Origin of the sequence: Janthinobacterium lividum, assembly GCF_011601275.1 — a bacterium.
Classification (GTDB): Bacteria; Pseudomonadota; Gammaproteobacteria; order Burkholderiales; family Burkholderiaceae_D; genus Janthinobacterium; species Janthinobacterium lividum_E.
Genome location: NZ_JAAOLY010000001.1, coordinates 116,320 through 131,449, shown reverse-complemented (window position 1 = coordinate 131,449; position 15,130 = coordinate 116,320). Strand labels below are relative to the sequence as shown.

Sequence of the window (15,130 nt, the reverse complement as noted above, 5' to 3'; positions counted from 1 at the left end):
GTTCGGGCCGCATTGCTCAGTGTGAGCCCCATATTATCCCATGCGTTCCATTTTGCTGCCTGTGGGCATCAATCTTCGGCGCAGACCGCTTGCAAGCCGTGTTGCGTCAGCAAGTTCCTGGCGGCCGCGACGGTGGACTGCGCCGGCTTGCTGCTGGCGCAGGCATAGATGTCATTGAGGACCGTCGCCGTATCCTTGTGCGTGACAGCGGCCATCAGCTCGGCCAGGTTGCGGTCGGAAAAGTGTTCATACAGCAGGGCCAATACGGCGAAATACGCCGAGTCGGGAATGCCAGCGGGATAGGCGCTGCGCAGCATGCGCGCGGCGCCGGACAAGGTTGGGGGCAGGGTATCTGGCATGCTCAAGCGGCTACTCCTTGGTGTTGCTTATACGTTTTCCGCATAAGCACAGTGCAATTAAATGGTGGATATTTCCCACAAGCAGGCATATTCTAGACAATCATGCCCGCTGGCAGCTGTTCAGCAGGCCTTACGATTTCTCTCAGGAGCCCGCATGCGCCTTTCCATTTTCCTTGCCAGCCTGCTGCTTGCCGGCACCGCCGTTGCCGCCGCACCGACACCGGCCAACCCCGTCGCCACCCCGCACTTGCCGTACAACGCGGCGGCCGACGCCAAGGGCGACGTGGCCCGCGCGCTGGCCGAAGCGAAGGCGGCGCACGTGCCTGTCTTGCTGATCTTTGGCGCCAACTGGTGCGAGGATTGCCGCGCGCTCGACAAGGCATTGAAGGAAGGCAAGAACGCGGAGTTGATGCAGCAGCAGTTCAAGGTCGTCAAGGTCGACGTGGGTAACTTCGACCATAACTTGGACGTAGCGCAAGCCTATGGCAATCCGCTCAAGAAAGGCATCCCGGCTGCCGTGCTCGTATCAAGCGACAACAACCAAGTGCTGTACGCCACCAAGGGCGGCGAACTGGCGAATGCCCGCCGCATGAGCGAGAGCGGCATTTATGATTTCTTCAAGCAAGCGGCCAGCGTGAAAGCGCCGGCGATTTAAGCGTTTTCAAACCCCCTAAACCCCTTTAAAACTCTTCCCACGCATCGCTGGCCGGTGCTGCCGTGCGCGACGGCGTGGGCAGCATGGGCTTGCGCGCCGGCTGCTGGGACTGGGGCTGCGCCGCATGCCCGGATTCTTCCAGCTTGAAGACGCTGACCACCTGCGCCAGCCGGCCCGCCTGATCCTGCAGGGACTGGGCGGCCGCCGCCGCTTCTTCCACCAGGGCCGCGTTTTGCTGGGTGGCGTCGTCCATCTGCGTCACGGTGGCGTTGACTTGCGCGATGCCCTGGCTTTGCTCCTGGCTGGCCGAAGCGATTTCTCCCATCAGGTCGGCCACCCTTTGCACGGACGATGTCCTGCATGGTGGCGCCGGCCGAGTCGACCAGCTTGCTGCCCGCTTCCACCTTGCTGCCCGAGTCGACGATCAAGTCCTTGATTTCCTTGGCCGCCGCCGCCGAGCGCTGCGCCAGGTTGCGCACCTCGGTGGCCACCACGGCAAAGCCGCGGCCCTGTTCGCCCGCGCGGGCCGCCTCGACGGCCGCATTCAGTGCGAGAATATTGGTTTGAAAGGCAATGCCGTCGATCACGCCGATAATGTCCGCGATCTTGCGTGAACTGTCCGTGATCGCCCCCATCGTCTGCACGACTTGTCCCACCACTTCACCGCCCTTGACGGCGTGGCTAGACGCCGACACCACCAGCTGATTGGCCTGGCGCGCGTTGTCCGCGTTTTGTTTCACGGTCGACGTCAGTTCTTCCATGGCCGCCGCCGTCTCTTCCAGGCTCGACGCCTGGGCTTCCGTGCGCGCCGACAGGTCCAGGTTGCCCGATGCGATCTGGCTCGATGCGCTGGCAATGGAGCCCGTACTGTCGCGAACTTCGCGTATCGTCACGTTCAGCGATGCGACGAAGCGGTTGAAGGCGGCGGCCAGCGCGCCGACCTCGTCTTCCGATTCGACGGGCATGCGGCGGCTCAGGTCGCCATTGCCGCTGGCGATCTCGCTGAGCATGTCGGCCGCGCGCGCGACGGGAGCGGCGATGGCGCGGCTGATGACATAAATGATGCACAGGGCGATGCCGCCACCGACGAGGCCGGTGATCAGGGCGGCGATCAGGGCCGAACGCGTGACGTTGCCCAGCACTTCCGCTTCCGGCACTTCGGCCATCACGTACAGATTCAATTCCGGCACGAAGGAGGCGGCGACGAACTGGCGTCCGGCAGGCGCATCGTAGATGGCATACGCGTATTTTTTGCCAGTCAATAGGCTCTGGCTCAGGGTATCGCTAAAGCCGGGCAAATCCTTGAGTGCATGCTTGCCGTCGGCCAAGGCCGTGTCGCGGTGCACCAGCAGCACGCCATTCGCGCGCGCCAGGTAGACATGGCCCGTCTGGCCGATCTTGTAGCTGCGGATGGTGTCGGCCAGCGCATTGATGGACAGGCCCAGGCCGGCCGCAATCTGTTTGCCGCTCGCCGTCTGGCCGCGCGCATTCAGGTACAGCATCAGGTCGCTGGAGTTTTCCGCCTTGTCGATGTCGAGCGTGTAGGCCTTCTCGCCGGCCAGCAAGCCATAAAACCACTGGTCTGCCGCCTGGCTCTTGTCCAGGGTACGCAGCAAGCCTTCCGTGGTGAAATACTTGCCCGTGCTGGCCGAGGCCCAGTTGATCGAGGCGGCCTTGTTTTTTTCCTTGACCACGGTGGCGTAGCGCTGGAAGGTGGCGATGCCGTTGTCGGGCAAGCCCGCGTCTTCCCAGTCTTGCAGGTAGACATCATTGGCCATGGTCTGCACCACGGACAGGGGCTGGCTGATCTGGCGCAGCACGTCGTTGCGGATCTCGCCCACTTGCGCCGGCAACTCCTGGCTGACGACGCGCTCGCGCACGTAATCGCTGCTCATGCGCACGCTGAGGAAAGACGAGATCGCCATGAAGAGCAGCAGGCACAAGCCCATGCTGAACAGGAGTTTTTTCTGGATGGAGAGGCGGCGGAGCAGAGACATGGAAGACCTTGGAGGATGGCCTGCAGAATGAGCAGAAAAGCGGGCAGGCGAGCAGACAGTATACCGGCCGCACTGCGCCTTCCATCGCGCCATTGCTGCTTTTCATTCATTTATGTTGCATTGCAGCAACGCGCGATCACCTCAGGCAGGCAAGCCGTGGGCGATCAATTCCAGAGGCAATTCCGTGCTGCACTTGATTTGCTCCATGGAAAAGGCGGACGATACGCCCGTCAGCTGCACGGCCTTGATGAGCTTTTTATAAAACGTGTCGTAGCCCTTGATGTCGGTGGTGACGACTTTCAGCAGGTAGTCGATGTCGCCGCTCATGCGGTGAAATTCCTGTACCTCGGGCAAGACGATGACGGCGGCGGCAAAGCGGCGCAGCCATTTTTCATCGTGCTGTCCCGTGCGCACGCTGACGAAGACGGTCACGGGCAAACCCACTTTTTGGCGGTTGACGATGGCCACGCGGCTCTCGATATAGCCGTCTTCCTCCAGGCGCTTGACCCGCTTCCAGCAAGGCGTGCTGGACAGGCCGATCTTCTCGCTGAGGGCGGCGATCGACAGGGTGCCGTCCTGCTGCAGGGCTGCGAGGATGGCGCAGTCGAATTTGTCGAGCGAGGCGTTTGGTGAATTCATTTTACTAATCCAGTTTTTATGGCATGAACATGCTGCATCGTACCTCGTTTGCAGTATTTTTTGGCATATCTTCACGGAGGCGGGCCGGTAGACTATCCATATATCCCAGCCTCCTGCGCTGTGCCCTTTTTATAGAATACTCAGACTGCCATCATGAAAGAAATCTACCTCGACAGCAATGCCACCACTTGCGTGCTGCCCGCCGCCGTTGCCGCCGCCCGGCAAGCGATGGAGCAGGGCTATGGCAATCCCAGCAGCACCCACGCGACGGGATTGCAGGCCAAGGCCATGATGGATGGCGTGCGCCAGCGCGCCGCCCGCTTGCTGGGCGTGGGCGACGGCCGCCTGATGTTCAACAGCGGCGCCACCGAAGGCATCCAGACGGCCGTGCTGTCGGCCCTGTGTGCGTTGCGCGAACGGCGCGCTGCAGGCAAGCGCATCGGCAGCCTGCTGCTGTATGGCGCGACCGAGCACAAGGCCGTGCCGGAAAGCCTGGCGCACTGGAATCGGCTGCTGGGCCTGAACCTGGAAGTGCGCAAGCTGCCCGTCGATGCGCAGGGGCGCCACGATTTGCAGGCGCTCGGTGCGCTGATCGGCGACGCGGCCATGCTGTGCACGATGGCGGCGAATAATGAAACGGGCGTCGTCAGCGATTTGTCCGGCATCGCCCACCTGCTGCAGGAACGCGGTGCCGATGCCTACTGGATGGTCGATTGCGTGCAGGCGCTGGGCAAGCTGAAACTGAACCTGGCCGCCACGCGCATCGATTACGCGCCGTTTTCCGGCCACAAGCTGTACGCGCCCAAGGGCATCGGCATGCTGTACGTGCGCGCCGGCGCCCCGTTTACGCCCCTGATGATGGGCGGCGGCCAGGAGGCGGGCCTGCGCTCGGGCACGGAAAACATGGCCGGCATCGCCGCGCTGGGCGCCGTGCTGGGCGCGCTCGACGACGGCAAGACCTTCCGCAGCGACGCCGACCTGGCCGCGTTCCGCGCGCAGCTGGTGGCCAGCCTGGAGCGCGCTTTCCCCGGCATCGTCTTCAATATGCCGTTCGACCTGTCCTTGCCGACGACGCTCAATTTTTCCGTGCCAGGCCTGTCCTCGAAAGAGCTGCTGGACCTGTTTGACGCGGCGCGCGTGCGCGTCAGCTCGGGCAGCGCCTGTTCCGCCGCCAAAGCGCTCCCCAGCTATGTCCTGGAAGCGATGCACGTGCCGCAATGGCGCGCCAGCTCGGCCATCCGTTTATCGTTCGGCCCCCTGATCGACGCGGCGACCATTACCGCCGCCTGCGCGCGCATCGAACGCTGCGGTGAAGCGCTGCGCAGCAGCTGCCTGTTGCCATCGGCACTGGCGCCATCGCCGCAGGACGGCGTAGTCCAGCTGAGCATCGATGGCCAGTGCACCTGGCTGCTCAGCGACCTTGCCAGCGCCAGTTGTGTCGTCATCGATCCCGTCGCCGCGCTCGTGCCGCGCCTGGCCGCCTTCATCCGCTGCCAGCACCTGGCCTTGCGCGCCATCGTGCACACGGCGGCGCCAGCCGACCATGGCGTGGCGCGCCTGGCCTTGCTGCAGGAGCTCGAGATCGAACAAGTCGGCCGCGTCGATATCGACGGTGAGCTGGCGCTGGGTCAGCAGCGTTTGCGTCGCATCGAGTGCGGCGAAACCCATGTGTACCTGCTGGAGCAACGCTTCGCCTTCATCGGCGCCCTGGCGCCCGAAGCACTGGCACCTTTGCTGGATGCGGCGCTGCTGACGCAAGACACCGTGCTGTGCGCGTCAGGCGACGATGGCAGTATTTGCGATACCGCGCGCACGGTGCAGGACGGTAGCGTGCCGGCCGCCGAACTGCAGCTCGACGCGGCCGCTTTGCCCGCCTTCTTGCGCCAGCATCCCGACGCCATCCTCGTCGACGTGCGCGAAGCGTATGAACACGCGGCGTGCGTCGGCACGGTGTTCGAGGGCTGCGAAGTGCGCAGCGTACCGCTGAGCCGCCTGGCCGGGCAAGTGGCCGCGTGGCTGCAGCAGCCGCAGCGCCCACTGGTCTTTTTCTGCCGCAGCGGCAACCGCAGCGCGCGCGCCAGCGCCTGTTTACGCCGCCTCGGCCACGGCGCTGCATGGCAACTGAATGGCGGCATGGCGATGGCGGAAGTGACGCGCCACCCGCTGGCCATTGCGGCCTGAACGGCTTGAACTTTCTTCCTTGAAATATTGCACCGTGCCATCATCGGCACGGTGCACGCTATTCGTTTCCTTGCGGCATTTTTTCACTGTCCAGTCTGCAAATTTCTTTGCCGACACGCTTCCAAAGCGCCAGCTATGTACGCTAGCGCACGGTCTTGCCTGCGCGGCCCTCCTACGATGAAGTTCAGAAAATCTCCCTACACCCTGAGATTCGTCGCAACGCTCCGGCGCTTCGCTTTCCGTCTTCGCCAGTGTCCGATCGTGTTCTTGCAGACTGGGCCCGCGTGACGGTGGCCGCTGGCTGTGTGCGCGCACCTAGCGAGGCCCAAGTTGAAAGAGTACACAGCAGTTGTCACGCAGCAGATCAAGGAACAGATTTCCAAAGTTAAAGAAATCTTCCGCGACCATTCCCTTGCACCGGACACCTTCGACGCCGCGCGCGACGATGCCTTGCCCCTGCGTTCCGAATTATTCAGCGCCATGCAGATGGCCGCTCACGGCAAGCACGTGGCTACCGGCCATGCGGTGGGCAAGCATCACGGCCGCGACCGCCTGCTGGCGCGCCTGGCCGACAATGCTGCCCTGATCACGGCCACCGTCAACGAGTTGACGGCGACCGTCAAAAGCGGGCGCCAGGTCACGCCCGCCTCGGAATGGCTGCTCGATAATTTTTATCTGATCGAAGAGCAGATCCGCACCACGCGGCGCCACCTGCCGAAGAACTACAGCAAGGAGCTGCCGCGATTGACATCGGGCCCCGATGCCGGCTGCCCGCGCGTCTATAAAATTGCGCTGGAAATTATCTCGCACGGCGATGGCAGGGTCGACCTGGAAAACCTGTGCCATTTCGTCGAGGCCTACCAGGACGTGGCCACGCTCACGCTCGGTGAACTGTGGGCCGTGCCCATCATGTTGCGCCTGGCCCTGATCGAAAACCTGCGTCGCGTCGCCGTGCGCGTGGCCGACGACCGCATGCAGCGCGACCTGGCCAATACCTGGGCTGACCAGATGACGGAGATCGCCGAGCGCAATCCCAGCGGCTTGATCCTGCTGGTGGCCGACATGGCCCGTTCGAATCCGCCGATGACCAGCGCTTTTGTGGCCGAATTGTCGCGCCGCCTGCAGGGACAGAGTTCCTCGCTGACCCTGGCGCTGTCGTGGCTGACGCACAAGCTGGCCGAGTCGGGCCTCACCATCGAGCAGCAGATCCAGTCCGAGATCGGGCAGCAGGCGGCCGACCAGGTGTCGATCGCCAACAGCATCGGCAGCTTGCGTTTTCTCGGCACCATGGATTGGCAGGAATTCGTCGAGACCATGAGCGTGGTCGAGCAAACCTTGCGCCTGGACCCGGCCGGCACCTATGGCTTGATGGATTTCGCCACGCGCGACAGCTACCGCCACGCCATCGAACGCATCGCCAAGCGCAGCGCGCGCAGCGAAGTGGAAGTGGCCGAGATGGTGGTGCAGCTGGCGCACACGCACGGCAACGGCAATGATGCGCGCCGCGGCCACATCGGCTTTTACCTGGTGGGGCGCGGCGTGCTGGTGCTGGAAAAGCAGGCCGGCGCGAAGCTGCCCTTCGTCGAGGCGCTGCAGCATACGGCGCGCGCCGCGCCGCTGGCCGTCTACCTGGGCGCCATCTGCTTCCTGAGCCTGGCGACGAGCGCCTTGCTGCTCGAGCGCGCCGTGCGCCATGGCGTGCAGGGCTGGCCATTGGCGGCGCTGGGCGCGCTGGCGCTATTGGGCAGCAGCCAGCTGGCCGTGGCCGTGGTGAACTGGCTGGCGACCCTGATGACGTCGCCGCACCCGCTGCCGCGCATGGATTACCAGGCCGGCATTCCGTCGGACGCGCGCGGTATTGTCGTCGTGCCGACCCTGATCTACAGCGAGGAAAACGTGGCGGCCCTGTGCGAGGCGCTGGAAGTGCGTTATCTCGCCAACCGTGATCCGAACCTGCGTTTCTGCCTGCTGACGGACTTCGTCGACGCGCAAACGCAAACGATGCCCGGCGACGAAGCCCTGCTGCGCCAGGCGCAGGACACCATCCGCACCCTGAACGAGAAATACCGCGTGGAAGGCGTCGAGTACAAGGACAACGGCGACCCGGCCGACGCCGAGGAGCTGGGCCATGTGGGGCCGTTCCTGCTGCTGCACCGTCCGCGCCTGTGGAATTCGCAGCAGAATGCGTGGATGGGACAGGAGCGCAAGCGCGGCAAATTGTCCGACCTGCACGCGTTCTTGCGCGGCGGCGCGCGCGACAAATTCTCGCTGGTGGAAGGCGAGTTGCGCGGTCTGCGCACGATCAAATACGTGATCACGCTCGACACGGATACGCAGCTGCCGCGCGACGCGGCGCGCGAATTCATCGCCACCATGATGCACCCGCTGAACCGCCCCGTGCTGGACGCGGCCGGCACGCGCGTGGTGGCCGGCTACGGCATCCTGCAGCCGCGCGTGGCCGTGGCGCTGCCCAGCGCGAACGCGTCGCGCTACGAGCTGCTGTGCGGCGGCGAGCCGGGCATCGACCCGTACACGCGCACCGTCTCCGACCTGTACCAGGACGTGTTTTATGAAGGCTCGTTCATCGGCAAAGGCATCTATGACCTCGACATGTTCGAGCGCGTGCTGGGCCAGCGCCTGCCCGACAATAAAATCCTCAGCCACGATCTGCTGGAAGGTTGTTATTTGCGCGCGGGGCTCCTGAGCGACTCGCAGCTGTACGAGGAATATCCGGCCCGCTACGACGCCGACGTGAGCCGCCGCCAGCGCTGGATCCGCGGCGACTGGCAGCTGGTCGGCTGGCTGCTGGGCCGGGTGCCGGGCCGCGCCGGCAAGCGCGAACGCAATCCCTTGTCGATGCTGTCGCGCTGGAAGCTGTTCGACAATCTGCGCCGCAGCGTCGTCGCGCCCGCGACCACTTTATCCCTGCTGCTGGTGTGGGGCTTCTTGCCGCACGTGGCATTCTGGAGCGCGGCCGTGCTGGCCATCATCTTCCTGCCGCCCGTCTTTTCAGCACTGTACGATTTGCTGCGCAAACCACGCGACACCCTGTGGCGCCAGCACCTGGCCGCCTTCGAGCGGCGCTGCGGCGTGCAATTTTCGCACGCCATGCTGACCCTCGTCTTCCTGCCGTACGAAGCGTGGATCAGCCTGGACGCCATCGCCCGCACCCTGTGGCGCCTGGGCGTGTCGCACAAGCACTTGCTCGACTGGCGCGCTTCGAACCTGCACAGCTCTTCCGGTAGCCAGGCCGACAGCTGGCGCGCCATGTGGTGCTCGCCCGCGCTGTCGCTGGCCACCTTGGGCGCCTTGCTCTACTGGCGCCCGGAAGCCTTGCCCGCCGCCGCCGTGGTGCTGCTGCTGTGGCTGGCCGCACCCGCCATCGCCTGGTGGATCAGCCGTCCGATCGAGCGGGCCGTGGCGCGTTTGTCGGCCGAGCAGGGACGTTTTTTGCATGGCGTGGCGCGCAAGACCTGGGCGTATTTCGACACTTTCGTCGGGCCGGACGACCACTGGCTGCCGCCCGATAACATGCAGGAGCACCCGAACCTGGTGGTGGCGCACCGCACCTCGCCGACGAATATCGGCCTGGCGCTGCTGGCCAACCTGACGGCCTACGATTTCGGCTACATCACCATGGGCCAGCTGATCGAACGCAGCCGCGCCACCTTGCACAGCATGGGCGAGCTGGAACGCTTCCAGGGCCACTTCTATAACTGGTACGACACGCAGACCCTGAAGGCTCTGCAGCCGATGTACATCTCGACGGTCGACAGCGGCAACCTGGCCGGCCATCTGCTGACCTTGCAGCCGGGACTGGTGGAGCTGTACGACGCCCCGATCATCGGCGCGCAGGTGGTGCAGGGCATTCGCACGACGGCGCAGGTGCTGCAGGAGTTCATCGCCGCCGAAGGCGAGGGAAAGACCATGCGTGACAGCATGCACTTGCTGCAAGCCCCTGCGACGCCTGTCAGCCTGGCCGAATGGCATGCCTATCTCTCCGCCGCGAATGGCGCGGCCGATGCGCTGCTGTCGCTGACCCTGCAAAGCGAGGATGGCGAGCTGTCCATGTGGGCGGGTGCGCTGGCGCGCCAATGCCGCGCGGCGCTGGCTGAATTGCTGCAACTGGCGCCGTGGGCGGCGCAGGCGGGCGTCGATGCGGCGCTGATGCGCGTGCCGACCCTGCGCGAACTGGCCAATCTGGAAGCGCCGCAAGGTACGCCTTCCGAGCTGGCCGCCTTGCTGACGCAGGGCGGCGAACAGGCGGGCCGCTACATGCGCGACATCGCGCACGCGGCGGGCCAGGCGCGCGACTTCGCGCAGATCGAATACGGCTTCCTGTACAACCCGTCGACGAAACTGCTGGCCATCGGCTACAACGTCAGCGAACGGCGGCTGGACCCCAGCTACTACGACTTATTGGCTTCCGAAGTGCGCTTGGCCAGCTTCATCGCCATCGCCCAGGGCCAGCTGCCGCAGGAGCACTGGTTCGCCCTGGGCCGCCAGCTGTGCATGGTGGCCGGCCAGCCCGTGCTGCTGTCGTGGAGCGGCTCGATGTTCGAGTACCTGATGCCGCTCCTGGTGATGCCGAACTACCCGAACACCTTGCTTGACCAGACCTACCACTCCGTCATCGAAGCGCAGATCGATTACGGGCGCCAGCGCGATGTGCCGTGGGGGATTTCCGAATCCGGCTACAACACGGTCGACGCCAGTTTGAACTATCAGTACCGCGCCTTTGGCGTGCCGGGGCTGGGCCTGAAGCGGGGCCTGGCCGACGACCTGGTGGTGGCGCCTTACGCCAGCATGATGGGCCTGATGGTGCAGCCGGAAGCGTCGTGCCAGAACCTGCAGCGCATGCAGGCGGCCGGCTACATGGGCCGCTACGGCTTTTTTGAAGCGATCGATTTCACCACGGCGCGCCTGCCGCGCGGGCAGGGTAGCGCCATCATCCGCTCCTTCATGGTGCACCACCAGGGCATGGGTTTTCTGGCCCTCAGCTACCTGCTGCACGACCGCCCGATGCAGCGCCGTTTCGAGTCCGATCCGCTGCTGCAATCGGCCTTGCTGGTGCTGCAGGAACGCACGCCGCAGGCAGGCGCGTTTTACTCGAACACGGCCGAACTGGCGGTGCTGCGCAGCGGCGCGCCCGAGCAGGCCATGCCGATGCGCATCCTCACGCAAGCCAACAGCGCCGTGCCTGAAACGCAGCTGCTGTCGAATGGCCGCTACCACGTCATGGTGAGCAATGCGGGCGGCAGCTACAGCCGCTGGAAAGACCTGTCCGTGACGCGCTGGCGCGAAGACAGCACGCGCGATAACTGGGGCAATTTCTGCTATCTGCGCGACCTCGATGATGGCGAAGTCTGGTCCACCATGTACCAGCCAACCTTGGCCGAACCGAAGAAATACGAAGTGATTTTCTCCGAGGGTCGCGCGGAATTCCGCCGCGCCGACCATGGCCTCGACCTGTACACGGAAATCGTCGTTTCGCCCGAGGACGACATCGAAATCCGGCGTACGCGCATCAGCAATAATTCGAACCGCCAGCGGCGCATCGAGATCACCAGCTTTGCCGAAGTGGTGATGGCGCCGGCGGCGGCCGATGCTGCCCATCCCGCGTTCAGCAAGCTGTTCGTGCAGGCGGAAATCCTCGCGCATGAAAAGGCGATCCTGTGCACGCGCCGGCCCCGCTCGAAGGAGGAGCAGATGCCATGGCTGCTGCATGTGATGACCGTGCACGATATCGAACGCTATGAAGTATCGTTCGAGACGGACCGCGCGCGCTTCATCGGCCGCGGCAATACGGCGCAGCTGCCGCAGGCGCTGCAGGAAAGTGGCCCGCTCGGTGGCGGCCACGGTTCCGTGCTCGATCCCATCGTGGCCATCCGCTACGTCATCACGCTCGAACCCGACCAGGCTGTAACGGTCGACAGCGTCACCGGCATGGCCGAACAGCGCGATGCGGCCTTGCACCTGATCGACAAATACCAGGACCGCCATCTGGCCGACCGCGTGTTCGAACTGGCCTGGACACACAGCCAGGTGGTGCTGCGCCAGTTGAACGCCGGCGAAGCGGACGCGCAGCTGTATGCGCGCCTGGCCAACGCCGTGATCTATCCGAATGCGGCCCTGCGCGCCGAAGCCAGCATCCTGATCAAGAACCAGCGCGGCCAGTCCGGCCTGTGGGCGTATGCCATTTCCGGCGACCTGCCCATCGTGCTGCTGCAGATACGCGACGCGGCCAATATCGAGCTGGCGCGCCAGATGGTGCAGGCGCATGCCTACTGGCGCTTGAAAGGATTGATCGTCGACCTGGTGATCTGGTACGAGGAGCAGTCGGGCTATCGCCAGCTGCTGCACGACCAGATCATGGGCTTGATCGCCTCGGGCATCGATGCGCAGGCGATCGACCGCCCGGGCGGCATCTTCGTACGCCTGGCCGAGCAGATCGCCAACGAAGACCGCATCTTGCTGCAATCGGTGGCGCGCGCCATCATCAGCGACTTGCGCGGCACCCTGGCCGAGCAGGTCAAGCGCCCGCCGAGCCCCGTGCTGCGCATGCCGCCGCTGCTGCAGGACCCGGCCCGCGAACAGGGCGGCGTGCCGCACCGGGCGCCCAAGCGCGAGCTGATCCTGGAAAATGGCCTCGGTGGTTTCACACCCGACGGCCGCGAATACGTGATCACCACGGCAGAAGGCAAGCAGACGCCGGCGCCGTGGTCGAACGTGCTGGCCAATGCGCAATTCGGTACGGTGGTGTCGGAAGCGGGGCAGGCGTACACGTGGAGCGAGAATGCGCATGAATTCCGCCTCACGCCATGGCAGAACGACCCCGTGTCCGACCTGTCCGGCGAAGCGTTTTATGTGCGCGACGAGCAGACGGGCCAGTTCTGGTCGCCCTCGTCTTTACCCGCTCGCGGCAGCGGCGACTACCTGACGCGCCACGGTTTCGGCTACAGCATTTTTGAACACAGCGAAGGGGGCATCGCCACGGAATTGTGCACCTATGTGGCGCTCGATGCGGCCGTCAAGTATTCGGTGATCAAGGTGCGCAACGACAGCGGCGTGCCGCGCCGCCTGTCCGTTACCGGCTATGTGGAATGGGTGATGGCCGACCTGCGCGCCAAGTCCGGCATGCACGTGGCCACCGAGGTCGACACGATCAGCGGTGCCCTGTTTGCGCGCAACAACTACAACACGGAGTTCTCGGGCCGCGTTGGCTTTTTCAATACGGACGCCAGCATCCGCTCCATCACCTGCGACCGCAATGAATTCATCGGCCGCAACGGCAGCCTGGCGCAGCCGGCGGCGCTGCGCCGCGTGCGCCTGTCCGGCAAGGCGGGCACGGGACTGGACCAGTGTGCCGCCATCCAGGTGCCGTTCGAACTGCAGCCGGGACAGGAGCGCGAAATCGTCTTCATCCTCGGCGTGGGCGGGCGCCGCAATGCCGACGCCAGCACCATGGTGCAGCGCCATGCGGGCAAGGAAGCGGCCCGCAGTGCGCTCGACGCGGTGCGCGCGCACTGGGAAAGCACCCTGGGCGCCGTGCGCATCGAAACGCCCGACCCGTCGCTCGACGTGATCGCCAACGGCTGGCTGATGTACCAGACCATTGCCTGCCGCTTGTGGGCGCGTAGCGGCTATTACCAGTCTGGCGGCGCCTACGGCTTCCGCGACCAGCTGCAAGATGCGATGGCCATGATACACACGGCGCCGCAGCTGCTGCGCAAGCACTTGCTGCTGTGCGCGGCGCACCAGTTTGTCGAGGGCGACGTGCAGCACTGGTGGCATCCGCCGTCGGACCGGGGCGTGCGCACGCACTGCTCCGACGATTACCTGTGGCTGCCGCTGGCCGCCTGCCGCTATGTGATCGCCACCGGCGACGTCAACGTGCTGTCGGAAGTGGCGCCCTTCATCGAGGGGCGCGCCGTCAAGCCGGAAGAGGATTCGTATTACGACTTGCCCGTGCGCTCGGGCGAATCGGCCGACCTGTACGAACACTGCGTGCGCGCCATCCGCCATGGCCTGCGCCTCGGCGTGCACGGCTTGCCGCTGATGGGGTCCTGCGACTGGAACGACGGCATGGACAAGGTGGGCGAACATGGCAAGGGCGAGAGCGTGTGGCTGGCCTTCTTCCTGTATGAAGTGCTGCAGCGCTTTGCCGAAGTGGCCATGCTGCGCGGCGACGCCGCGTTCGCCCAGTTCTGCCGCGACGAAGCCGTGAAACTGGCCGCCAACGTCGAGGAGCATGCGTGGGATGGCGAGTGGTACCGGCGCGCGTATTTCGATGACGGCACGCCATTGGGTTCGCACACGAACGAGGAATGCCAGATCGATTCGATTTCGCAAAGCTGGGGCGTGCTGTCGGGCGCCGCCAACAAGGAGCGGGTCGCCGGCGCCATGCGCCAGGTCGATGCGCGCCTGGTGCGCCGCGATTCGGGCGTGATCCAACTGCTCGATCCGCCGTTCGACAAGGCCGACCTCAATCCCGGCTATATCCGCGGCTATGTGCCGGGCGTGCGCGAGAACGGCGGCCAGTATACCCATGCTGCCATCTGGACGGCGATGGCGTTTGCCCGCATGGGCGACGGCGAAAAGGCGTGGGAATTGCTGCGCATGATCAGTCCCGTGCGCCATGGTGCTGACGCGCAGGCGGTGGCGCGCTACAAGGTGGAACCGTACGTGGTGACGGCCGACGTGTATGCCGTGGCGCCGCATGTGGGGCGCGGCGGCTGGAGCTGGTACACGGGATCGTCGGGCTGGCTGTACCGCCTGATCGTCGAATCCCTGCTGGGATTGACGCGCGAAGCGAATGTGCTGCGCATGGCGCCGACGATGCCGGCCGAGTGGCGCAGCTTCAAGCTGCATTACCGCTTCGGCGCCAGCAGCTATGCCATCACGGTGGAGCAGGCGCAGGGGCGGCCTGCGGGATTGTCGCTCGATGGCGTCGCGCAGGGCGGCAACAGCATCGCCCTGCGCGACGAGGGCCGCGAGTATGCGGTGCTGTTGCTGCTCTAGTCTTGCCCCCGTACTTGCCACGTATCGTGTTCGGGACGGCGCCGGCCTGCCAGCAGGATCAGGCCGGCGCCGAACAGCAGCAGGTCGCGCGTGCGCACTTCGGGCGCGGACGGCGTTGCCGCCTTGTGGTCGTTCAAGGCTGCCGGCGTGGCGGAGGCGGCCTGGCTGGCGCAAGCGGCCAGGCACAGCGCCGCCACTTTTCTATTTAACTGCATACATTCCTCAAGAAAGCGCGGCGGGCACCAAGTGGCACCGCGCCAGTGTTCATGTCGACGACA

General features: G+C 65.0%; 6 protein-coding genes and 1 pseudogene. 3 read left to right on the top strand and 4 right to left on the bottom strand.

Annotated features, from left to right (window positions below; genetic code table 11):
• Window positions 1-68: 68 nt before the first annotated feature.
• Complete coding sequence (locus GYK42_RS00610) at window positions 69-359, bottom strand: DUF3349 domain-containing protein (RefSeq protein ID WP_240943400.1); 291 nt, start codon at window positions 357-359, stop codon at window positions 69-71.
• Between the two features lie 154 nt (window positions 360-513).
• On the opposite strand from GYK42_RS00610, the gene GYK42_RS00605 reads away from it, so the two are divergent.
• Window positions 514-1,014: a thioredoxin family protein gene (locus tag GYK42_RS00605; protein ID WP_205711238.1), complete on the top strand. Its 501-nt coding sequence runs from the start codon at window positions 514-516 to the stop codon at window positions 1,012-1,014.
• 25 nt (window positions 1,015-1,039) lie between these two features.
• On the opposite strand, the pseudogene GYK42_RS00600 reads toward GYK42_RS00605, so the two are convergent.
• Window positions 1,040-3,011, bottom strand: a pseudogene (locus GYK42_RS00600) (methyl-accepting chemotaxis protein).
• A gap of 141 nt (window positions 3,012-3,152) precedes the next feature.
• Window positions 3,153-3,650, bottom strand: a complete 498-nt coding sequence (locus tag GYK42_RS00595) for an Lrp/AsnC family transcriptional regulator (RefSeq protein ID WP_034753155.1) — start codon at window positions 3,648-3,650, stop codon at window positions 3,153-3,155.
• Window positions 3,651-3,803: 153 nt separating this feature from the next.
• On the opposite strand from GYK42_RS00595, the gene GYK42_RS00590 reads away from it, so the two are divergent.
• A complete protein-coding gene (locus tag GYK42_RS00590) occupies window positions 3,804-5,831 on the top strand; it encodes an aminotransferase class V-fold PLP-dependent enzyme (RefSeq protein WP_166445940.1) in 2,028 nt (675 codons plus the stop codon).
• 480 nt (window positions 5,832-6,311) lie between these two features.
• Window positions 6,312-14,852: a GH36-type glycosyl hydrolase domain-containing protein gene (locus tag GYK42_RS00585; RefSeq protein ID WP_205711245.1), complete on the top strand. Its 8,541-nt coding sequence runs from the start codon at window positions 6,312-6,314 to the stop codon at window positions 14,850-14,852.
• Here GYK42_RS00585 and GYK42_RS00580 read toward each other — a convergent pair.
• A complete protein-coding gene (locus tag GYK42_RS00580) occupies window positions 14,849-15,067 on the bottom strand; it encodes a hypothetical protein (RefSeq protein WP_166445939.1) in 219 nt (72 codons plus the stop codon). The two genes, GYK42_RS00585 and GYK42_RS00580, sit on opposite strands and share 4 nt — an antisense overlap.
• Between the last annotated feature and the right edge of the window lie 63 nt (window positions 15,068-15,130).